General features: G+C 41.9%; 21 protein-coding genes and 1 pseudogene. 19 read left to right on the forward strand and 3 right to left on the reverse strand.

Annotated elements, in window-relative coordinates; translation table 11 throughout:
- Positions 1-35: 35 nt before the first annotated feature.
- A complete protein-coding gene (locus tag DVG78_RS28725; protein ID WP_114464465.1) occupies positions 36-731 on the reverse strand; it encodes a tetratricopeptide repeat protein in 696 nt (231 codons plus the stop codon).
- Between the two features lie 123 nt (positions 732-854).
- Here DVG78_RS28725 and DVG78_RS28730 point away from each other — a divergent pair, with 123 nt between their 5' ends.
- The 7 genes and pseudogenes from DVG78_RS28730 to DVG78_RS28760 all read left to right on the forward strand — a co-directional run bounded on the left by DVG78_RS28730 (position 855) and on the right by DVG78_RS28760 (position 7,524).
- Positions 855-2,978, forward strand: a complete 2,124-nt coding sequence (locus DVG78_RS28730; RefSeq protein WP_114464466.1) for a tetratricopeptide repeat protein — start codon at positions 855-857, stop codon at positions 2,976-2,978.
- Positions 2,979-3,056: 78 nt separating this feature from the next.
- Positions 3,057-4,586 (forward strand): malate:quinone oxidoreductase, encoded by a 1,530-nt coding sequence (locus DVG78_RS28735; protein ID WP_114464467.1) that lies wholly within the window; start codon positions 3,057-3,059, stop codon positions 4,584-4,586.
- Positions 4,587-4,717: 131 nt separating this feature from the next.
- On the forward strand, positions 4,718-4,858 hold the full coding sequence (locus DVG78_RS30145) for a hypothetical protein (RefSeq protein ID WP_158550134.1): 141 nt from the start codon (positions 4,718-4,720) through the stop codon (positions 4,856-4,858).
- A pseudogene (locus DVG78_RS28740) lies at positions 4,813-5,328 on the forward strand (alpha/beta hydrolase family protein); the annotation flags it as partial. The gene DVG78_RS30145 and the pseudogene DVG78_RS28740, both read left to right, overlap by 46 nt.
- A 195-nt stretch (positions 5,329-5,523) precedes the next feature.
- Complete coding sequence (locus tag DVG78_RS28745; protein ID WP_114464468.1) at positions 5,524-5,949, forward strand: hypothetical protein; 426 nt, start codon at positions 5,524-5,526, stop codon at positions 5,947-5,949.
- Between the two features lie 215 nt (positions 5,950-6,164).
- Positions 6,165-6,632: a DUF1905 domain-containing protein gene (locus DVG78_RS28755; protein WP_114464470.1), complete on the forward strand. Its 468-nt coding sequence runs from the start codon at positions 6,165-6,167 to the stop codon at positions 6,630-6,632.
- 274 nt (positions 6,633-6,906) lie between these two features.
- Complete coding sequence (locus DVG78_RS28760) at positions 6,907-7,524, forward strand: hypothetical protein (RefSeq protein WP_114464471.1); 618 nt, start codon at positions 6,907-6,909, stop codon at positions 7,522-7,524.
- A gap of 425 nt (positions 7,525-7,949) precedes the next feature.
- Here the strand turns inward: DVG78_RS28760 and DVG78_RS30150 are convergent, their stop codons facing one another.
- Complete coding sequence (locus DVG78_RS30150; RefSeq protein ID WP_158550136.1) at positions 7,950-8,120, reverse strand: hypothetical protein; 171 nt, start codon at positions 8,118-8,120, stop codon at positions 7,950-7,952.
- Between the two features lie 167 nt (positions 8,121-8,287).
- Between DVG78_RS30150 and DVG78_RS28765 the strand changes: the two genes are divergently transcribed.
- Together DVG78_RS28765 and DVG78_RS28770 are read left to right on the forward strand one after the other, a co-directional pair.
- Positions 8,288-11,050 (forward strand): 3-coathanger stack domain-containing protein, encoded by a 2,763-nt coding sequence (locus DVG78_RS28765; protein ID WP_147277199.1) that lies wholly within the window; start codon positions 8,288-8,290, stop codon positions 11,048-11,050.
- Between the two features lie 57 nt (positions 11,051-11,107).
- Positions 11,108-12,016 carry a helix-turn-helix transcriptional regulator gene (locus DVG78_RS28770; RefSeq protein WP_114464473.1) on the forward strand — a complete coding sequence of 303 codons (909 nt, stop codon included), beginning with the start codon at positions 11,108-11,110 and terminating at the stop codon, positions 12,014-12,016.
- A gap of 176 nt (positions 12,017-12,192) precedes the next feature.
- On the opposite strand, the gene DVG78_RS30530 is transcribed toward DVG78_RS28770, so the two are convergent.
- Positions 12,193-12,324, reverse strand: a complete 132-nt coding sequence (locus DVG78_RS30530; RefSeq protein ID WP_262511881.1) for a hypothetical protein — start codon at positions 12,322-12,324, stop codon at positions 12,193-12,195.
- 496 nt (positions 12,325-12,820) lie between these two features.
- Between DVG78_RS30530 and DVG78_RS28775 the strand changes: the two genes are divergently transcribed.
- The 10 genes from DVG78_RS28775 (at position 12,821) to cas4 (ending at position 23,303) form a co-directional block, all read left to right on the forward strand.
- A complete protein-coding gene (locus DVG78_RS28775) occupies positions 12,821-14,689 on the forward strand; it encodes a TIGR02556 family CRISPR-associated protein (protein ID WP_114464474.1) in 1,869 nt (622 codons plus the stop codon).
- Between the two features lie 26 nt (positions 14,690-14,715).
- Positions 14,716-15,636 (forward strand): type I-B CRISPR-associated protein Cas7/Csh2, encoded by a 921-nt coding sequence (gene cas7b, locus DVG78_RS28780; RefSeq protein WP_114464475.1) that lies wholly within the window; start codon positions 14,716-14,718, stop codon positions 15,634-15,636.
- Positions 15,626-16,381 (forward strand): type I-B CRISPR-associated protein Cas5b, encoded by a 756-nt coding sequence (gene cas5b, locus DVG78_RS28785; protein WP_114464476.1) that lies wholly within the window; start codon positions 15,626-15,628, stop codon positions 16,379-16,381. Before cas7b ends, cas5b begins: the two co-directional genes overlap by 11 nt.
- On the forward strand, positions 16,378-18,771 hold the full coding sequence (gene cas3 / locus DVG78_RS28790) for a CRISPR-associated helicase Cas3' (protein ID WP_114464477.1): 2,394 nt from the start codon (positions 16,378-16,380) through the stop codon (positions 18,769-18,771). The genes cas5b and cas3 overlap by 4 nt, the downstream gene beginning before the upstream one ends.
- A 234-nt stretch (positions 18,772-19,005) precedes the next feature.
- A complete protein-coding gene (locus DVG78_RS28795; protein WP_114464478.1) occupies positions 19,006-19,623 on the forward strand; it encodes a transposase in 618 nt (205 codons plus the stop codon).
- Positions 19,607-20,365: a CRISPR-associated endonuclease Cas6 gene (locus DVG78_RS28800; protein ID WP_158550138.1), complete on the forward strand. Its 759-nt coding sequence runs from the start codon at positions 19,607-19,609 to the stop codon at positions 20,363-20,365. The genes DVG78_RS28795 and DVG78_RS28800 overlap by 17 nt, the downstream gene beginning before the upstream one ends.
- A 10-nt stretch (positions 20,366-20,375) precedes the next feature.
- Entirely contained in the window at positions 20,376-21,395 is a 1,020-nt protein-coding gene (locus DVG78_RS28805; protein ID WP_114464479.1) for a PDDEXK nuclease domain-containing protein, read from the forward strand.
- A gap of 22 nt (positions 21,396-21,417) precedes the next feature.
- Positions 21,418-22,407, forward strand: a complete 990-nt coding sequence (cas1, locus tag DVG78_RS28810; protein ID WP_114464482.1) for a CRISPR-associated endonuclease Cas1 — start codon at positions 21,418-21,420, stop codon at positions 22,405-22,407.
- A gap of 33 nt (positions 22,408-22,440) precedes the next feature.
- Positions 22,441-22,731, forward strand: a complete 291-nt coding sequence (gene cas2 / locus DVG78_RS28815; RefSeq protein ID WP_114070680.1) for a CRISPR-associated endonuclease Cas2 — start codon at positions 22,441-22,443, stop codon at positions 22,729-22,731.
- Positions 22,731-23,303, forward strand: coding sequence for a CRISPR-associated protein Cas4 (cas4, locus tag DVG78_RS28820; RefSeq protein WP_114464480.1), 573 nt, complete (start codon positions 22,731-22,733; stop codon positions 23,301-23,303). Before cas2 ends, cas4 begins: the two co-directional genes overlap by 1 nt.
- Positions 23,304-23,409: the final 106 nt, after the last annotated feature.

Raw genomic sequence — 23,409 nt, forward strand, 5'->3', positions numbered from 1 at the left:
TTACTTTTTTGATGGATAAATTCGTTTGTCTGCGGTTACCATTTCCCTTTGCTGTTGTCATTAGGCTTGCGGGAACGGTGTTTTTGTTGTTGTAAATATTGAATTTCGGAGGCTTTGAGGGCGTCCAATATCATCATTGCCTGCGCTTCGCTCATTTTCATATTTTGCAACTGCGTCAGCAAATCCTTTTTTTCTTCCGTTTTTAAGACCTCCTGCCCTACGTTTGGCGGAGGAGGTGTTTGGGCAGTCTGCTCTTTTTTCTGTACGTTGGGTTTCAGCGGCTCAACTTCGACTTTACCGCTGTATCGTTTTTTCAAAAATTCGTAATTAAAACGAGCAATCTGATTCTCAGGATTTTTGCGCATCCCTTCCTTAAAATACCGTAGCGCTTCCAGCGTATCTTTATCGATGGCCTCAATGACCCCCAGTTGGGAAAAAGCCCGCGAAGCCAACCAAGCGTCATCCACTTGCGTTAATCGTTTGTAATATCGACGCGCATTTTGCAACTGTTTTAACTGAAAATACGAATGCGCTAAATTAAACCGCGCCGATGGTTCAGTAAACAGTGAATTGCTCGACACATTTCGGTACGCCTCCATCGCCTTCTCAAAATCAGCTTCCATGTAGGCTTCCCGGGCTTCCAATTTGGCACGATTACTTCGCGAGATGGTATCAAACGACCGGTTATCCCAAATCCAGAGAAGAATATATATCAAAACCGATGGCAGCAAAGTCGTATAGTTATGGCCTTTTGTGAACAGCGCTGCAAAGATACACGTTTTTAAATTTTGGCACAGTTTTGGTGAATTTGGGTATATCGCTTTATTTTGGAATGTTATACAATAACAGTAAAGATGTCTAAAGCTAAAAAAGGAACTACGCCCGCCCCAAAACCACCTCATAAACAGAGCATTGCAGGTGAAACACCCCCATCCCCTTCTGTTTTCAAACCCGCCTTAGACCTCCCTCCCGTTCCCCAAACGCCTCCGGTGAACGATGGGTTATTTCGTAAAATATTTTGGGGAATAGCACTGGCTTTGCTGATTGGGATGCCCCTCTTGAGTACGCAATACGGAATCACGGCCGATGAATGGGGAAATAAAGCCTACGGAGAATTATGTCTTGATTATTTTACCAGTCTCGGCGAAAAGAAAGAGGCTCTTTCGTACGCTCCGCGCGGCGGGGAAGTTATGTATTGCTACGGCCCCACGCTCGACCTTATTTCGGCCGCTATTTATCGCACTACGGGTGCCGACCCCTACACCATCCGGCACATCATGCTGTCGCTGATGGGGGTTCTCATCATCGTGTTCAGTGGGCTTACTGGACGCCTTGTGGGTGGCAACTGGCGCGTGGGTTTGATAGCCCTGTTGTTTGCGCTGTTCTCTCCGCGCATCTTCGGTGATTCAATGAACAACCCCAAAGACATTACGTTTGCGGCGGGTTATATCGTGACGATTTGCTTTCTCATCAAATTCTTACAAGAATTACCCCGCCCTTCGTGGCGCTCTACGCTGCTCTTGATTGCCGGTATCGGCATCGGATTGGGCAGTCGTGCGCCGGGCTTAGCGTTGGTGGGATATGTACCTTTCTTTGTGTTGATGGAGGTATTTATTCGTAACGGCCTAAGAAAAACCATTTTCAGCGATAAGCTCCTCATTCGCGATGTGGCGCTTAAAACCACCGTAGCCACGTTGGGCGGCTACGCGTTGGGCATTGCATTTTGGCCCTTTGCTTTGGCCAATCCCCTCAAAAATCCGTTGGTGGCGCTCCAAACCCTCACCAATTTTCCGATAAGTATCAAAACGCTTTTCGACGGCACCAAGATTTATTCTACTTCCTTGCCTTGGTACTATGTACCCAAGTACATGTTGGTTTCTACTCCGCTGTATTTCTTGCTTGGGCTGCTGATATTTGTGTTGATATTTCCGTTTGTTCGTAAGCATTTCAATCGCCGCTATCTGTTGATGGTGCTTTTTGTGGCCCTTTTTCCGCTTATCTACGGTATTTCTAAAAACTCTGCTTTTTACAACGGTTGGCGTCATACCACCTTTATTTACCCACCGTTGGTAGTTCTGTCGGCGGTAGGAGTTGAGTACCTGCTGCGCCGTTTTGCGGGGATTGGCCAAAAGGTATTTTTGGCAATTGTGGCCGTTTTGGTGGCACTGCCATTGTGGTTCATGGTCAAAAATCACCCCTACCAATACACCTATTACAACGAATTTACGGGTGGGGTGAAAGGTGCTTTTGGCAAATATGAAACCGATTATTTTGGCTCCAGTACGCGTGAAATCGCGGATTGGATGAAGAAAAATATTCCAAATATTGAGAAAGACAGCGTCATCATTGCGAGCGATTATTTTGTACCACTCAAGGATTATTTTACAGATTACCCCAAACTCAAAATGGCCTATCGGCGCTATTATCAGCGCTCTGAGCACGATTGGGATTATGCCGTATTTTTAACTGGCCACCTGACACCCAGCCACTTCCGCAATCCTAACGTATTTCCACCAGCGGGCACTATCCACAAAATTGAGGTCAATGGCGCACCGATTGGAGTTATTGTAAAACGCATTTCCAAAGACGATTTCATCGGAATCAACTTTATCAAACAAGGAAAAATTGAGGAATCTATCCCGTTTCTGGAAAGGGCAAAACAATTAGACCCCAACAATGAAGTTGTGAAACTATATTTGGCCAACGCTTACATCAACGTGGGCCGATTCAACGAAGCCTTGCAGGAATGCCAAAAAGCCTTGGAAATATTCCCTGACTATTTGGGTGCCATGACGACCATGGCGATTGCCTACATCAACGTAAACCAAATCGAAAACGCCATTTTTATGCTCGGCGAAGTGCTGTCCCAAGACCCCACCAACCGCGACGCTGCCCAATATTTGGCCCTTGCGTACGAACGAAAAGGAGATATGGCCAGCGCCAACCAAATCAGGGCGCAGTTGCAGCAACGGAAGTAAAGAGGAAGAAGCAGTTAGTTTGCCAGTTCCACAATAACGTTCTGAATAAAAAACACCCTAACCCCTAAATCAAACAGTATGCTTAGCCACGAAAACAATGCTTCCGTAGATTATGATGTAGTTTTGATTGGGGCGGGTATCATGAGCGCCACCTTGGCGGTGTTTTTGAAGGAACTGCAACCTGACTTGGAAATTGCCATTTTTGAACGCCTCGACCGAGTAGCGGCCGAAAGCTCCGACGCTTGGAACAATGCAGGGACGGGGCACTCGGCGCTGTGCGAGTTGAACTACACGCCGCAGCGGGAAGACGGCAGCATTGATATTTCTAAAGCCCTGAAAATCATTGAATCCTTTGAGGTTTCAAAGCAATTTTGGTCGTATTTGGTCGGGGACGGCTATTTCAGTAGTCCAAAATCCTTCATCAATAGTATTCCTCACATGAGTTTTGTATGGGGAGAGGAAGATGTTGACTATCTGCGAAAGAGACACGAAGCGCTGCAAACGAGTCATTTGTTTAAAGGCATGGAATTCAGCGACCAACCTGAAATTCTAGCATCTTGGATGCCTCTGGTAATGCAAAACCGCACCGAATCCGAAAAAATAGCGGCCACCCGCATTGAGTTGGGTACGGATGTTAATTTTGGTGAGCTCACACGGAGTCTGTTTAATCACTTGAAAGAGGGCCACGAAATTGAAGTGTTTCTGAATCACGAAGTAAAGTCGCTTGAGCAGGACGAAATGAGACATTGGTTCGTCAAAGTAGAAGACGAAACCAATGATATAAACAAAACAGTACGGGCCAAATTTGTGTTTATCGGAGCAGGTGGCGGTGCGCTCCGGCTCCTAGAAAAGTCGGACATTCAGGAAGGTGAAGGGTTTGGGGGATTTCCTGTGAGTGGGCAGTGGTTGGTGTGTAAAAATGAGGCATTAATCGCGCAACATCACGCCAAAGTCTACGGAAAAGCCAAAGTAGGGGCGCCTCCTATGTCGGTTCCTCACTTAGATACGCGCATCATTGACGGCAAAAAAGAGCTACTTTTCGGACCTTTTGCGGGTTTTTCAACGAAATTCTTGAAGCAGGGTTCGTTTTTTGACTTGGCCTTCTCGCTCACCCCCCACAACATCCTGCCCATGCTCAGCGCTGGTATTCACAACCTGCCGTTGACCAAGTATTTGATTGAACAAGTGATGCTGAGTTTTGAAGACAAAATCGAGGCTTTGCGAGAATTTATACCGAATGCCACCGAAAGCGATTGGGAGTTGGCCGTGGCGGGGCAACGCGTGCAAGTCATCAAAAAAGACGAAGAAGAGGGCGGTGTCCTAGAGTTTGGCACCGAAGTCATCGCCTCGGCCGATGGCACGCTGGCCGCGTTATTGGGCGCCTCGCCAGGGGCTTCTACCTCCGTCAGCATCATGCTCGAACTCCTCCACAAGTGCTTTAAAGACCAAATGGCCTCCGAAGCATGGACCGCAAAACTCAATGAAATGATTCCGTCATATGGTAAACATTTGGCGGATGACCCCCAACTGACGCATCGTGTCCGCCAATGGACCCACGAAGTATTACAATTAAACCACATCGGTATTCTCCGAAATTCAGGCATCTAACACCAAACATAAAATCCCTAACCATCCGACCAACCGATACCACCAATAGCCCCGTCATTGGCGCTACGCTCCAGTTAATCGAGCGTGCCGATTCTACTAAGTGATTATTCAGCGTAACCGACTTGTCGGGATTGGCGAAATTTAACATTAAATACGAAAAACAATACCGGCGGAAGGCCACCACCATCGGATTTAAACCTCTGCAAAAAAACCTCTCCCCTACCGCCTCGACGAAGGCGTACTCCTCGGCATTTGGGATGCCCGCCGCGTAGGCGTTGGCGGCCACTCCTACGGCGCATATATGACGGCCAACCTATAGTCGCATAGCAACTTATTCAGAGCGGGCATTGCGCGCTCGGGCGCTTACAACCGTACTTTGACACCGTTTGGCTTCCAGAACGAGCAGCGTACTTACTGGCAAGCACCAGATGTGTACAATAAAATGTCGCCGTTTATGAACGTGGACAAGGTAAAAACCCCGCTTCTGATGACCCACGGCGAAGCCGACAACAACACGGGTACGTTCCCGATTCAGTCGGAGCGGTATTACAACGCCCTCAAAGGCATGGGTGCCACGGCCAAGTTGGTGTTTTTGCCCTACGAAAGCCACGGCTACACCGCCAAAGAATCGCTCCTGCACATGCTGTACGAAATGAACGGCTGGTTGGACAAATACGTGAAAAACGCACCCGCCACCACCCCCGCCACCAAGACGGGACAAATGTCGGCCGAGAAGCGCTAAGGTACTTTTATCATTCCGTAGGAATCTACTACGTTTTAAGGACAGCCGGTTGGAAACAGCCGGCTGTTTTTTTATATTTGAGGGTAGGCGGTGGTGTATACCCTTCCAACTCGAAGGTATATATGCAATAGTTGCGTATATATAGAAGTTAGCACTCATTTTAAAAAGACGACAATCGCAACAGACAAATAATTTATGACCAGTAACGACAGGAATTTATGGAGAGAAAGGTGGCTTGGTTGCATTAACGAATTAACTTCGCTTGACCTTCAAAAAAAATCTTGGCTTGACAGAACACATACAAATCCGCATTGGTCATTTGTAGAATTTATGTGCAGCTATTTTGACGATTTAGCTATTGATGAGAATTACAAGTATCAATTAGACAAAGATTGGGTGACAAAAAAGGAATATGAAATAATTGAAGATTGGCACATTGCACTTGACAAATATAATTCGCCTAAAAAAGATGACTATGACAATGAAGCGATTCTAAATGACCCAAAGTGGTTAGAAATTTTACAAATTGGAGTTGCAACAAGAAACAACTTGGCTAAAATTCTAAATGACACCGAAAGACAATTTTTGACCGAAGAAATAGATTATTTAAAATACATTTAAACATTACGAAGTGAAGGATTCAACAGGAGAAACCAACTTGACGACAAGAAAAACGAGTGCTAACAGGCGTTTGGCAAAAAAGCGGGTTCAGTGCTTAAATGAAGCTTTGTGCTTCGTATCAAGTTCAGTGCTGAAAGAAAGTTTTGTGCTTCGAATTCCGCTTCTTCGCCAAGCGCCAAAACGTTGGCGGAAAGGCTAAAAACAAACCGTAAAAAATGGAATACTTAGTAAAAGACGAAAAACTTGAATTAAAATATCAACCAGGCAAAGGTGCTTGGACTTATCATATTCAAATTCCCAACACGAAACACATTGTTGGAAAATGGGGGTCTATGAAAGTTTCGGGCACGATTGACAACTACAAAATAGAAAGCATTAACCTAGCGAAATTAGGAGACCAAGACAAGTTAATTTCCATCAACGACAAAATCAGAAAGGCAATAAACAAAAGTGGTGGCGACACTGTAACTGTGACACTTTACTTGTTGACTTCAAAAGAGCAAATTACGGAGAAAGATGTTTTAGAGACATTTAAAGACTCAGGTGTATTAAACGCGTTTAAAAAACTAACAGAAGACGAACGGAATGAAATTATTAAAAAAATTGCATCTCTAAAATCAGAAGACAAGAAAATTAAAATGATTTTGAAATACATTGACCAATTAAGCATAAGAAATGATTAAGCGGACCTCTCTTGATTTGCTTTCAAAACGGCTTTGTTGCATGGTTCGCATTTAAAAGAGATTAATGCAGATACATATGTAAAAACTGAGCTTTTAACTGTCAAATTACCCTATTTTTCGGAATTTGACTCTTTTTTATATTGCACAAATAATGTTTATAATTGCACTTTTTTGCTATTAAATATCCGTACAACAAAGCCGATAAAACTTAAAACTCATACCACAGAAAAAATTAACATCTAGGGTCATTTTTCACAATATTTAAATAAAAAAAATGAAAACGTTTTTAACTTTTAACATTTTACTTGCTTCAATAAGTACAAATATATTTGCTCAAAACAATGAAAGTAAGTTTGAAAATAAGACAAGCTATGAAATTATTCAGGAAAATTCAGATACAACCTATTCTTTAAAGATAAAAGACCCAAAATCGGGAATTACGTATGGCTTATTAAATGGTAAAATAAAACCAACAGAATCTTTTGAAGAGAAGCAGGGCATTCCAGAGCCAATAAAAATTCTCGAAATAGATTTCGACAAAAAAGGGTTAAAAGAGATTGTCTTAGAGTATTCAATTGAATACACAACTCAAAAAGGAGAATCTGGCGCAGATTCAAAAAAGAAAATTTTTATAAAAATAATAAACCTAGACAAGAAAGAAACCTTACTTGATTATCACTTCCACGAAGTAAACGAAAACTTCTTTTATGCACGTAATTACAACGAAGATTTTGTTGAAAGCAGTGATTATAACTATGAATACAAAAACAATAAAGGCTCAAATTATTACATTTCTGATTCAAAAATATATTTTATAGACATTTCAGAGAATACCAAAAAAGGCAAAGTAGCATTCAAATACAATAAAGCAAAAGGCAAATTTGAAAAATAAACAACAACCAATATAGACTTAAAAATATAGCAACTCAGAAATTTTATTGCATCCCCAAAAATATTATTGTCACAAATCCATTCGGTTTTTATTCCGAAAGCCAAGCACCAATTCACTTTTGGAGAGATCTTATTGATAAGTGAATTAGTCTGGAAAGAAAGCAATCTCCTTCTTGTGAAAGAATAACACAAGCAATGTTGTATTATTTCTAACCTCTTCGATTTTTTTCAATACCCCTTCAGTCAAATCATTTATTCATCTTTCATTAATCCTAAACCCATTGTATAGGAAAGAAAAGACAGAATAAAGAATATTCCAAAAAAGCGAGCAGTCGTTTTCATTGAAATCATAATTGGTATTAAGATTAATTCAAAAATTACGACCAAAAATTATACAATGACTCCCCGCGCCTCAATGACTTCGGTTTAGAAAGAATATACCTCCACGCCTTTGATAAATACTTTTGTCATCTGCGTCGACAGATAGACCACCGCCAAAACTGAATGAATTGTTAAAATTCTGCTATCAAACGGTAGAAAGCAGTCATTATTAGGGTCATTTGGGGCAAAATCATTCAAAAAGGTGTTTAATGTCATGGTTATTCATCCTGATTATTTTGTATTTGGTCCATAACATAAGAGACGAAAACATCCAAATACTTTATAAAAGTAAAAAGGGCAATTCGTTTCTAACAGTTATATAATACTTGGGTCAACAAAGCAAATTATCGTTGATAAGTACCTTCTAAATAACCATGTCAAAGATGAAAATATATTTATGCGCTTTAGCTTTTTTCTGTTTGAGCAATAATCTTTTTCTAAATGCCCAAATCCCCCTTTTAAATGGCTCAAGTCGCAATTATCAAGCTACTTTGCAAAATGCAAATAGTGTATCGGCGGTGAGCCAAACCGACAGTAGCGGTATTCCTAATTGGCCGCCTGCAAAAGTCAGAATAGGTTATGTGGTTCCATCCAATCGTACACCTCAGGCCCATTATAAAGAAAACTTACAATTTGCCATAGAAATGGCACAAATGTGGTTTCGTGACAATATGGAACAAAATGGTTTTGGACCAAAAACATTTATTTTTGAAACGGAAGAGGATTCACCCCGGCCCAAAATTCATTTAGTCAATGTTCCTGAAACGGATAGTTATTTAAGAGGAAATAGTGGGGGTGATTTATTTGACAGAACAAAATTTGCTGCCAAAAATGCAGGCCTAACCATTGATTTAGCAGGAGAAGTGTGGGTACTTATCCCAGAAACACAGGTACAACTTCCAGATGGGAGTTTTATTGGTGGGCTTGCCATGGGCGGTGGTGGTGGAAACGGAAACCATTCGGGAACGGCTGAGTTGGGAAGTAATGTCATTCCACTATTCAATCCTCAACGACTTTTGGATAATACCAATTATGCGGGTCAAATTATTCCTGAATTGGGACCTTACCCATTGGTTCAGAATGTATCTTTTGCTTGGTTTGAAAAGAATACATTCAGTACGGTGGCCTCTTCTTACTTGGGGGCTTTGTGTCATGAAATGGGTCATGCCTTTGGTATAAATCACGATTTTCGTCACGACGATAACTTTTTTGGAGGACTGATGGGCAATGGACTAAGGGGGATAAGAGGCAGTTTTTTCCCTACTCTCTACCCCCAAGACTATACCCGCTTGGAATATGGCGCTGCATTAATGTTAAACGAAAGTTATTATTTCAACCGTTTTAGAAAAGCGAGCTATTATAACCACAGCTTAAACGTCTTAACCAGCGGTACAGTAAGCCCCGAGGCAGGATTGTTGAAGATAAGGTTTGTTGCTTCTAGCTCCGACAGTATTGCTTATGCGCATTTATACGACAATTATGGGCAGCTCATTGACGAGCTGGCGTTAAACCGTTTGAATGTAGATACTACTTTTAAAACGCCTTATTACCAAGCAGGAACCAGTAATTCTTTCAGTATTGCCGTAGGTGACAGGCAGGGAAATCGGACCATTTCTTCGGGTTTTACTTTATCGGTTACGGCGGGCAACCAAGCCCCTAAGCCTTATTTAAAAACCTATTATCCCAATGCCCCTTATTCGGGCAATGGTACCCGCTTTGATGCCAGTTCTACCACCGACCCCAACAATAATTCGTTTACTGCCGAATTTGATTTTAACAATGATGGCGTTTTCGACACTCCTGCCCTCTCTGCTCACTTTTATGACTATGTGATTCCCCAAACAGGGCCTTATCTGACGCGTGTACGAGTCACGGATTCCAACGGAGCATCGGCTATTTCGAGTCCTATCAATGGAAATTATGGTAAAAATTGCGGTGTTGATCCTCCTACTATCTACGGCGTAAATACCATTTGTTCGGGTTCTGCCACTCAACTGTTTACGTATGGCTGTTATGGAACGCTTTTGTGGTCAAATGGCGAAACTTCTCCTTCTATCACGGTCAGTCCAACCACTACGACAAATTATACCGTAACCTGTCATTACGGCTGTGGCCCTCAGTCCAGTCAACCCTTTACCGTCAACATAATAAACGATAACGTGGTGGTTTCAGCTGCTACCCCATCGGGAGTGCAGCAGGCGGCTCAAACCATCGTTTCGACGCAAGAAATAGCCGCCGGCAGCACAGTAATGTATTGGGCGGGCAACGGTGTTAGTTTACTACCAGGCTTTCAGGCGTCTAAAGGAAGTGTATTTACTGCCTTGATTAAGGGATGTGGAACCCCGATGGCCCAAGCAGATCTTTCGTCGGTGGCAGCAGGATATGCCAAGAAAATTAAAGTCCTAGCCAACGACTTTAATCCTGATGGTTCGGCCATAACAAATTTGACACAAGTTACTTTACCCGTAATTCTTGTCAACCCAACCCGAGGAACGGCCACAGTCAATCCCGACGGAACCATCAGTTATATTTCTAATGAAAATACTGGAACCGATAGTCTGGTTTATTCGGTCTGCAATAGAAACAATCCATCTTTCTGTACCACCGCCCCCCTAAAGTTAACGTTAAATGATGGGTTTCCCTTGCTCCCTAACGCTGATTTTGAAAATCCAGTTAACTTTGTAAACGCTGGTGCTTTTTCCTATTGGCTAAAAGGTGGCTATAAACCCGATCAGGCAGTATTCTCGTGGCTAGTAGGGCAAGGTCGCAACGGCTCCAATTGCATCAGGATTTATTCGGGCCCCGTAGCTGGGCCTGTGCAAAGCAATGATGTGCAGGCGTATCAGATTCTTTTTCTTGCTCCTTATACCAATTATGTTTTGAAGGGCTGGATTAAAACCGAAAACGTTACCACAAATGCCAACCCAGGAGGAGTAGGTGGTGGTTTGAGCGTCACCACAAGCTTAGACAGTGCTGACTTTCCACTCAGGAGTAAAGACATCAAGGGCACAACTGACTGGACACAGGTACTGCTTCCTTTCAACTCTGGTGACGGTTATGTGAGAATCAGTTGCCGTTTGGGTTTTACGGCTGCAGATTCGGAAGGAACCGCTTATTTTGATGATTTGAGGCTTGAAAGATTTTAGATAAAGGTAAAAATACAATCAGGCCCGAATCCTCCATCGCATTATCATTCTTCTGCCATGACCTCTTTTTCAAATGACGATACAGGTACCGAACAGGCAAAAATAGAGCGCGTATTGCGGCTCATCAGTTTGCTGAAAGAGCGCAGACGTACCGTTCCTCAACTGGCCCGAGCAGTCAACACCTCTCCGCGCTCGATGTACCGCTACCTGAAACTGTTGGACAAAATTGGCTATCATTTAGAAAATGATGAGCAAAATCGTTACTGGATATTTGAAGGAGAAAGCACAACAATTACCTTTACCGTTGAAGAAACGGCCATTCTGCGCCCTTCACTGTCGGGACTGAAAGCCTCCAGTCCGCTCTACGCGAGCATTGAGCGCAAAATCTACCTGACTTCCGAATTAGTGCCTCTGGCTGCTGAACTCCTTGACCGTCACCGGGCACAAATTGTCACTCAACTCAACGAAGCCATCAAAGCCAAGCGGCAAGTAAGGCTTTTGCGCTATCACTCTTCAAATTCCAACAGTACCACCGACCGTTTAGTGGAGCCGCTGAGTTTTACCGACGATTTCTCCACGCTCAATGCGTACGAACCGCAAAGCCAAAAAACAAAAACCTTCAAAGTGAGTCGTATCGAAGATTTGGAGGTATTGGCAGGACTGCAAGAAAACGACCTTCCCAACCCCGAAATAGATATTTTTGGCTGGACCGGACCCGAACCCATTTTTGTGGAATTGCACCTTACTCCAACAGCTTATCAACTCCTGATTGAAGAACACCCCGCCGCCCGGCCTTACTTGGAGCGCATTAAAGCGGTGCCGTATTCGTATCTGTTGAGCATAGAAGTGCGCAGTTTTGTAGGTATTGGGCGGTTTATTTTGGGCTTGCACCAAAACATCGCTGTGGTACAACCTCAAGAGTTAAAAGATTATTTGAATGAGATTGTGGCAGGGATGGGGTATTGAGTAAAATCTATTAATCTGCTCACGTTGAGCCTTATATCTGTGACTTATCCGAGCAATTATGTAATTACAATTAAAAATTTACTCGGAGAATCAAGGATAGAACAATCCCTTTGAAAGCGCCATTCCGTATTTCTACTGAACGTATCTTATGACGGGCACGAAGTAATAAATATCACCTACGCCTTTAACCTCGACAAATCCACCCCTTTCAAAACGACCTGCACCAAATACTCCGTTTTGGCCTTCGCCGCTTCTTCGATGGTATCGAATTGGCGGTCGAGGGGGGCTATTTTAAAAAATGTTTGCAAAGATAAATAATAACGATATATCTTTGCAAAACCTTCCTAACCATCCAATACACTTTACGATAAAGTTTATAAGTGAAATATATTGAAATTCGTAGAGTGTTCTGGAAGGTATAATTAGTATGTTTCCAAAGTGCAAAAGGATTGAACCAAAAACAAAGAGTCGACATGGATTCCGAGGCCCGTTGTCGACTCATTAAAAGCTTGTTATCAACAAAATCTTCTATTTATGGACAAAAATAGCATTTATTCTTCATTTTTTCAAGTGAGCGGCAGCGGCTTGATTAATCGACCCAATGGCAAATGTCATAACTGTGGGCAGCTGAAAAACATGGATTGCGATCTATGTAATGGGCTTTCCTTTGATGAACATACAATTCCTTAATAACTCCAACTGACCGCTAGATAAGTTTTTGTGACAATTTGTGACGAAGCTTTGCTTTGCCCTGTTAATTGTCATAAGAAATGTATTCTTTTGAGAAATAAAATAAGCACAACTATGCAGGATAAAATTGTAGTTGATATAGGCCGTTATGCCATGAAACGAAAAGGGGATATTCAGCCTTTTCAGTTGTTTGTTCAGAATACTTTTCCGGACAAGGACAATTATGTGGTCATAGTAGCCATTTTCAAAGTTTCAGAAAATGACGGTATTGAACTAAGCAAGATTGACATAGAAAATGGCAATAAAAATACTTTTTTGAAATATGGCTATCGCAAAGGTTCTTCACGCGGGGGTGACATTACAATTACGACAAAGGTTTCCGAAACGTTTGACAAAAAACTAAATACACTTAAAATCAATCAAATTACTTTCTTTATTGCGTTTGCGCAAAAAAGAGGCTACAAAGATGAATCAGCGATTTTAAGTGCCCTTAAACAGTTCTTGGATGATGAGGTCTCCTTCAATTCCTTACAAAAGCAACTTCAGCAAGCCTATGAAGGACTCAATAAAGACGATAAAAAAGCTACCACATTTACAATTCGATTTGACTTTGAAGATGGTTCCGAAAAATACGTTGGGGATTTAAAAACCTTTCAGGATATTTTATTGACAAGCGGTACTGAAGATAAGTCGGAAAAGTACAACGTTAAATCACAAGGCTATAATAACAGGTGCTCAATCTGTCTTGAAGAAAAGCCCGTTTTGTACGGTTTTGCCTCTCCATTCAAATACTTCACAGTTGATAAGCCCGGTATGGTCAGCGGTTTTTTCAAGCAGGAAAATACGTGGAAAAATTATCCAATCTGTTCTGATTGCAGCTTACCCTTTGAACTTGGACGCGATTACATCAGCCAAAACCTGCAAGGGTATTTTTATGGCCGGCCTTTCTACATGATTCCAAAACTATTGTTGGGCGGTGATGAAAAGTTGCTTGGCAATTTGCTTAAACGATTGAATGACCTATACCAAGAGATGTCCGTAGCCAAAGCTCAAAAAATTGAGCGGTCGGAGGACAAAATCATGGAACTCGTGGCTCAGGAAGAAGACTTTTTCTCTCTTAATTTAATGTTTTTTGAAGAGGACAGTAAGACGAAAGCCATTAAAATCAAGCTTTTATTGGAAGAAGTTGTCCCATCTCGGTTTCGAAAGCTTTTCGTAGAGGTTCCCAAAATCATCAATCAACATCCGCTGTATGATAAAGCCATAACGGTCAAAAAAGAGAAAAAAGACCTCAATTTCAATTTCGGAATATTAAAGGGATTCTTTGATGATGACTTTCTTAGCTTGGTACAGAAGGTATTTGATGGTAAACCAATTTCAAGGGAGGTGGTATTTTCCAAGTTTATGGAAGTGATACGAGCCAATTATAATAAATCGCAAACATCAGACGATTTTGTGGAACCCTTAGCCTGGACTGTCCTGAAGGCGCATCTTGCACTTCGATATTTGCAACATCTGAACCTAATACACTACCAAAACTATACGTATATGGATACATTTGAACAAACTAAAACAAAGAATAACAGCGGGTTTAACCATTCTAAATTCACTGACTTTGTCCACCAAAATCCTGACTTCTTCGATTCCGAAATCAAAGTTGGAGTTTTCGGTCTGGGTATTTTAGTGAAATATACCATGAGTAAACAATACAGAGAATTAGGAAGCACACCTTTTGAGAAAAAATTAAAGGGATTTGATTTATCACTCAATGATTTATGCAGGGTTTACGTGGAAGCCAAAGAAAAATTGACTCAATACGATATGTCTAATGCCTATCCTGAGTTGAGAGAACAGGTTTTACCCAAGTTAATCCTCAATAAACATAATCCGGATAATGTGAGCAAGAATGAGCTTTCGCTCTACTTTGTCGCCGGCCTTGAATGGGCCGGGCAGTTTAAAGGACAATCGGAAAACGAAGACTAATATTTAACTTTTCAAATACTATAACAATGTCAGATACTATCAAAAACCGCAGCGAAATTTTATTCTTATACGAAATCGAAAATGCTAATCCAAATGGTGACCCTATGAATGAAAACCGTCCAAGATTTGACTCGGAAGACGGTACCGCGCTGGTTTCCGATGTTCGAATCAAACGCACCATTCGAGATTATTGGTACGAATACAAAGGCTTTAACGGAAAAGAAGGGAAAGACATTTTTGTTAGAGAAACAGAATACCAAGACGGTGATAAAAGCTATATCTCGGATGGAAAACGCCGTGCGAAAGCTTTTGGCGAAAGTCGTGAAAGGGTATTAAAAGAATGCATTGATATTCGGGTATTTGGCGGTGTAATTCCTTTGGAAAAAGACTCCATTACTTTAACGGGACCGGTGCAGTTTCAAATGGGCCGCTCACTGCATCAAACAGAAGTAACCACTGAACAGGGAACGGGTGCATTTGCATCGGGCGACAAAAAATCTCAAGCTACTTTCAGAACGGAATACAAATTACCCTACGCACTGATTGGCGTAAACGGAATTGTCAATGAAAAGGCCGCCCAATATTCAACTATGAGCGAAGACGATAAATCGTTGCTGTTGGAAGGAATTTGGGAAGGAACCAAGAATTTAATTTCACGTTCAAAATTCGGACAAAGCCCCGTCCTGCTCATAAACATAGACTACAAAGAAGCGTTTTACATCGGTAATTTACGTCAGCGTATTAAAATAATCTCAGGCAAAAATGACTTGGAAATCAGGGGATTGGAAGATGTAACATTGGACATTTCAGACTTGACAACAGAACTGAAAAAATACAGTGATAAAATTGATAAAATAACCGTTAAGGCAGACAGCCGCTTAAAAATCCAATCCCACGGTGAGGTTGTGTCTATCCAAAACGAAACCATCGACCTCAATGCACTCTAACCGCGTTTTAGTATTTGACGTTGGAGGGGAATATGGGCATTTTCGGAAATTTAACACTACCACTTCACCTCTGACCTATTCTGTTCCACCCCGAACCTCCATTATTGGAATGATTGGGGCTATTTTAGGTATTGAGCGCGAATTGGGCGTTGGGAGATTTAAAGAGGGACAAACGCCGGTAGCAGATTTACTCTCTCCGGAACACGCAAAAATAGCGGTACAGGTTCTGAATCCTGTCAATAAAGTATCAATGGCTTTTAATCTGTTGAACACTAAAAACAGTTTCTTCAATATTGATAACCGCACCCAGATCGAGTTTGAATTCCTTAAAAACCCCAAATTCAGAATTTTTCTCACGTGGAATAACACAGCCTTGTTTAATGACTTGGCTGAGAGAATCAGCGAACGAAAAACCAATTTTACCGTTTGCCTGGGGTTGAGTCAGTTATTGGCAACTGTTTCAATGGTTGGTATTTTTCAAAGCAAACTCTTACCAGAAACCTCAGCTTATACTCCTGTTATTTCTGCTGTAAAGATGAATTTACTGGATTCGTCCAATCCAATTCAAATAACTGAAAACAGAGAATTCAGATACACTTCCGATACCCATCCGATTTACATGACTTCGGATAGATTGGTGAAAGAATTTGCTGAAATCTTGATTGAATCCAATGGAAATCCGCTTTGGGTAAAAAGTCAACACATTGTAGAGATTGAATCATTGGGAAACATCCTTTTTTTATGACCGCATTTTCACACCCCGGCAAACCCCTTGTTTTCCATTTGAATGAAGTTGCTCAGAGTTGCAAACGCATCATGAGCGAACGCCACTGGCTGCAAAATAGCCCTGTTTCGCAGGAAATTATGCGCGATGTAGCCTATTTATGCGGCTCATTTCATGATTTAGGTAAAGCAACTCGTTATTTTCAATTCTATCTTTCTACATTAGGTAAAGAAACTAATGGACCAAAAAATCACGCGTTGATTTCTGCACTTTTCGTACGTGAAGTGGTAAAAGTCTATCTGTCAAAGACTGATTTAGAGCCTTGGATTCAAGAGCTCATTGCAACGCTTGCTTATACGGCAACAAGGCGGCACCACGGGGGATTAAATAATTTAGAAACTGAAGTTGAACTGGCTGAAAAATCCAAAGAGTTGGGTGAAATTATTGATGCATTTCTTGACGTGGATGCACAGGAAATTATTGATTTCTTTCTACCCGATGTGAGTTTAACGTATGACTTTCAAACGTTTAAGGCATACATTAGAGGCAAAAAATATGTAAATGAACTGTTTGATTTTTATGATGATAAAATAAAACACGGTGACTATGAAGATATCGTGTTTTCGCAGAAAATTCAGTTTTTTTATTTACACCAACTGCTTTACAGCACATTACTTTTCTCTGATAAAACTGACGTAATTGTGGGTGTAAGCTTTGAATCATCTTCAAAATTTCCTCTGGACGGAGTTGAGCAATACCGCAAGTCAAAAGGTTTTAACCAAGTCAGAAACAGTCTTGATGAATCCAAAAACAAGGCGTATTACGATTCTATTGAAAACTTAGTAAACGTATATGAGCCAAGTCAGCACATCTATTCACTAACACTTCCGACAGGTCTTGGAAAAACCTTAACTTCCTTGGGAGTAGCTCTCAAACTGAAAGAACTCAATCCAAATATAAAACGATTAATCATTACCATCCCATTTACCTCAATCATTGATCAAAATTATGATGTTTATAAAGAAGTAGCCCAAACGGACGACTCGTCCGTCATTCTAAAACATCACCATCAAGCCGAGCCTTCTTATAAAATGGGCGATGATGAGTTCACTCCAGATATAAGTCAATTTCTGATAGAAACATGGCAGTCTGAAGTTGTGGTAACCACTTTCGTTCAGCTGCTCAATTCGATTTTTTCCAATGACAAGAGTTTATTGATGAAATTGCCAAATCTGGCTAACTCAATCATTATACTGGATGAAATCCAAACCATAAATTTCGAACATTGGCAACTTATAAATCAGGTATTCAAAGAGTTAGGTAGTTTACTAAACTGTTATTTCATTCTTATGTCGGCGACTCAGCCTCTTATTTTTTTGCCTGATTTCGAAATCAAAGAAATCGTACCTGACTATAAATCATACTTCAAGTTATTTAATCGTACCAAAATTATTAATAAAGCTGTATCTCCAATCAGTCAGGATGATTTTGTTTCGGAGGTGATTGAATATGCCGTTCAAAACCCCCGAAAAGACCTTTTGTTGATTTTGAACACAAAAGCTTCGTGTCTTCAGGTGTTTGAAAAAATGAAAGAAATCTTAGATTTAGACACGTGCAATTTGTACTACATGTCAACACTTATTACACCCTATGAACGTAAACGAATCATTGGTTTTTTGAAAAATAAGAAATCTGATAAACAACAAATAGTTGTTACAACTCAACTTATTGAAGCTGGGGTGGATATATCAGTTGATACAGTTTTTAGGGGTTTAGCCCCAATTGATGCCATTATTCAGGCATCCGGTCGTGCAAATCGGTATAATGAAAAAGGGTATGCCTGTGATGTATTTTTGTTTGAGATTGAAGAAAGTATCAAAGGCAGTCAGCGGGTTTATGGTTCAGCTTTGTTATTAAAGTCAAAAAACGTACTTAACGAAATAACTGAGATTGAAGAGAATGATTATTTAAGATTGATTGATGCCTATTTTAAAGAAGTTCGCAAACAATCGGATAGTTTGCTCGTCAAAAACTTAGAACACATTGCAAATTTGGCATTTAAAGACTTGGGCGAATTTTCACTAATTGAAGAAAGATTTACTGAGTCGGTATTCGTACAGGTAAATCAAACTGCAAAACAGGTTTGGGAACAATTCAAACAGATTTATCTGAATCAGAAATTGAATATCTTCCAAAAGAGGCTTGAGTTTGGCAAACTCAAATCTAAATTTTACGATTATGTTGTTAATGTTCCTGTTCCTCGCGGTGAAAAAGAAATAGCATTTGATTCACCTAAAGAGTTTGGCTTCCGCTTGGTAAAATTAGGAATTCCTTCTGTTTATTATCCTTATTCTGATACTGACCTATTGCAAAACATTGGTTATAAAGAAGTTAAAGTATTTGTATCATAATGCCCCACCGTCACCTTTCCTAAAATACCATTGCGAACTGGAGAAATACCGTTTACATTATGGCCGGGGTCGTATCATCCTGTCGCAACGTTGCAACAACAACAACGATGATGACAACAACGAGATGGAAACGATGCCCAGAATACCATATACAACACGATATAAAACCGCGAACAAAGCAATTATACCACGATAATGAAATCAATGTTTTTTCAATCATAAACCCATCTGTTTATGGCACCCCCAAATGATTTTTCCCACTATCGCCGTCAATCGTTTCGATTGCAAGGTTATGATTATCGCAACGAAGGGATGTATTTCGTAACGATTTGTACCAAAGACCGACTGCCGTATTTTGGCCAAATTATAGATAATCAAATGGTTTTGTCGGAGATAGGGCAAATCGTTTGGGATAATTGGTTCAAAATACCACAATTTTCACCCCATATTGCATTGGATGAATTTGTGGTTATGCCCAATCATATTCACGGCATTTTGGCGATTGTCCAATCAGTAGCATCGTTGCAGTGCAACGATGCCACAAGGCAACCCCACAATGCCACAACCACAATAGATACCGACAAAAACCAACTTATGTCAGCCATTTCGCCCAAATCGGGCAGCATTTCTCGGGTGTTGAATTCTTATAAAGGAGCCTGTTCTAAAGAAATCAAAAAGGTAGCATCGTTGCAGTGCAACGATGCCACAAGGCAGTACAACGATGCCACAGGATTTGATTGGCAATCGAAATTCCATGACCGAATCATCCGAAACGAAGAAGAATTGTGCAGGATTCAACAATATATCATCCATAACCCCAACAATTGGAAAGACGATGAAAACCATTTCTGATACGGTAGCATCGTTGCAATGCAACGATGCCACAGGGCAATGCAACGATACCACAAGGCAACCCAACGATACCACAACAACAATCCCCCTCACCACCGTCACTTTCCCCGAAATCCCCCTTCGTACGCGGGATGCTCATAAGCTGCGCGGGTATTTTGGTGATTTTTTTAAAGAACATTCGCCGCTGCTGCACAATCACTACGACGATGGCAGTCTGCGGTATGCGTATCCGTTGGTGCAGTACAAGGTGCTCAATCGGGTGCCTACGCTCGTGGGCTTGGGCGAAGGAGCGCAGCTGTTGGTGGAATTATTTCTGAGAATCAGGGCGTTGGATATTGACGGGCGAAAAATTGAGGTATTGTCCAAACACATTGACCACCAACAGGCGGCCGTGGAAGTGGGCAGTGCGCTGGTGAAGTACCGTTTTGAAACGCTTTGGATGCCGCTCAATCAGGAAAACCACCGCGAGTATATGAACGCCGACGATAAAACCCGACAGGAACTGCTGCAACGAATCCTGCAAAACAACATTTTGGCGTTTTTGAAAGGGGCTGGTGCGTATCAGCCTGATTTGCCGCGCCTGATGATCCTGCTCAACGTACAGGCCCAAACCACCACGCAGTTTAAAAACCAAACCATGCTGGCTTTTACGGGCGATTTTGTCGTCAACGCCACGCTGCCCAACGGAATCGGATTAGGAAAATCAGTGGCGCGGGGATTTGGCTGTATTCGTCAACTTTGAATTTCATTGTATGAAACTTAACGAAGTATTTTATCAAACGATTCGAGACCTGATTGCGAAAGCTCAGCATCAGGTAAAAGTGGCGGTCAATTTTACGATGGTTGACCTGTACTGGTCGATCGGTAAGCGAATCGTGGAAGAAGAGCAGGCCGGCGAAAGTCGGGCCGAATATGGGAAAGCACTTTTGAAGCAATTGGCCAAGCAATTGACGGATGAATTCGGCCGAGGCTTTGACCCCAGCAATCTGCGTTATATGAGGCTATTTTTTCAGAAATTTCCAATTCGTGACGCAGTGCGTCACGAATTGAGCTGGACCCAATACAGAATCTTGTGCAAAGTAGGGAATGAAAAGGCGCGTGTATGGTACATGAATGAATCGGCTGAAAATGGTTGGTCCACTCGGGCATTGGAACGTCAGATTGAGGTATTGTATTACGAAAGACTTCTTTCGAGCCAATTTGACGAAGGAATTCGCAAAGAAGGACTTGATAAAGTATCTGCCCTGCCGCCTTCTCCGCTGGATTTTATCCGGGACCCTTACGTATTGGACTTTATGCAGTTGTCCGAAAATAAGAAGCTTTACGAGGAAGACCTCGAACAGGGGCTGTTGGACAATATCCAACAATTTTTACTGGAATTGGGAAAAGGATTTGCATTTGTGGCGCGACAGCAACTTATCCGGGCTGAAGACGAAGAATTTAGAATTGACTTGGTTTTTTATAATTATCTGCTCAAGTGCTTTGTGCTGATTGATCTGAAAATAGGCAAACTTACCCACAAAGACATCGGGCAAATGGATATGTACGTGCGAATGTACGAAGACCTGAAACGGCAAGAGGGCGATAATCCGACCTTGGGCATTGTATTGTGTTCGGAGAAAAATGAAGCGGTGGTTAAGTATTCGGTGTTGAAAGACAGTCAGCAGCTTTTTGCTTCAAAATACCTGATGTATTTGCCGACGGAAGAGGAACTGAGGGCCGAAATTGAGAAAGACCGAGAAATTTTAGAAAGGACCAAACGATTAAAATAAGCCCTGTTTGGGGGCTAAACCCATGCACCTGCACATCAACACCTACGGTACTTACGTCCACGTAAAGGACGACATGTTTGAGATTCGCAAAAAGGGAGAAAACGGCGAAGTGGAGAAAAAGCACTTTTCGGCCAATAAGGTCGAAGGAATCATTTTGGCCACGGGCTCCGCCCTCAGTACCGATGCCATCAAGCTGGCCATGATGCACAACGTCGATATTTTGTTTATTGAGCAAAACGGCGAACCCATCGGACGGGTCTGGCACGCCAAGCTGGGCAGCACGACCAAAATCAGGAAGCGACAATTGGAAGCAAGCCTAGACAGCGTGGGGGTCAAATGGACCAAAACGTGGTTGCTGACGAAATTGGACAATCAGCTCAATTTTATCAAAGACCTGAAAAAACACCGACCCCAACACGCGGATTTTCTGAACGATAAAATTACGCGTATTGAAGCACTTTCGGTGTCCATCACATCCTTGGAAGCCCGCAGGGTGTCGGAAATAGCCGATACGCTGCGCGGGCTGGAGGGAACGGCAGGTCGATTGTATTTTGAGACGTTAAGTTATGTTTTTCCCAAAGAATATGCATTCAACGGTCGCAGTTCACGCCCCGCTAAAGATGCATTCAACGCGTTTTTGAATTATGCCTACGGGATTCTGTACGGAAAAATTGAAAAGGCACTGATCGTGGCGGGCGTTGACCCGTACGTAGGATTTATGCACCGCGACGATTACAACCAACTCAGCATGGTCTTTGACTTTATCGAACCCTACCGGGCATTTGCCGATGAGGTGGTATTTCGGTTGTTTTCGGGCAAAAAAGTCAATAAATCGCACGTAGACGAACTCCAAAACGGCATAAGCCTCAACAAAACGGGCAAAGAACTTTTGGTGTTGGCGTTTACAAAATTTATGGATGATGACCCCATCAAACACAAAGGCCGCAATCTGGTGCGCAGTCACGTTATTCAATCTGATGCGCACGGCTTTGCCAATGCATTGATAGCATAAAATCGTCATTCGAAACATTCGTCATTTGCCACCATGATCATTTGGGTTTTATATGATATTGAGAAGGATAAAAGCCGCACCAAGGTATCCAAGCTTTGTGAGCAAGCGGGATTGTACCGGGTGCAGTATTCTTGTTTTTTGGGTACGCTCACGGCCAACGAAAAAGACACGCTTCGGCTCCAAATTGAGGCGTTGATTGACGAAGAAAAAGACAAGGTCTATATTTTTCCGATGAGTAAAGACGAATTGCGAAACACTGACCTGCTCGGGCAGGCCTTTGACAAAGACTTAGTGACGGACCAAATACGAGCCTTATTTTTCTGATGACCCTCACCCCTTCCCATATTATTGAGTATCTTTACTGTCCGAGGTTTACCTACTTCGAATACGTGTTAGCTATTCCGCAGTACGAAGAAAAGAATTACAAAGTAATGCGCGGACGGGAGTTGCACGATTTGAAATTGGAGCAAAACAAAGACTACCTACGTCGGCGTATCGGAGCAGTGAGTAAACACATTGACCAGTATCTGACCAATGACCTTATACGCGGACGGGTGGACGAGGTGTTGGGGCTGTCAGACGGGACGATGGTACCGTTGGATTATAAATTTGCCGAATACAAAGACCGGGTATATGAGACCTATCGCACGCAATTGTACTGTTATGCGTGGTTAATTGAGGAGAATTTCGGCAAGAAAGTGGAAAAAGGCTTTTTGGTCTACACCCGAAGTCGGAATAAACTGATTGAAGTACCAATCACAGACGACAACAAGCAGGAAGTAAAAGACGCGGCCAAGGCGATTGGACACATCATTGAGAATAATTTTTTTCCAAAAGCGACAAAATATAAAGCGCGTTGTGTAGGCTGTACCTACCGAAATATGTGTATTCGGTAAGAGATCCAGAAAATTTCCGAGGTTCAATTTATTTTCAATTGCAAAAAAACAGGGATTAATTAATTTATAATGAGCAGGTTATGATTACGGAAAGAGACAAAAAATG

The sequence above is a fragment of the Runella aurantiaca genome (genome assembly GCF_003339505.1).
Lineage (GTDB): Bacteria > Bacteroidota > Bacteroidia > Cytophagales > Spirosomataceae > Runella > Runella aurantiaca.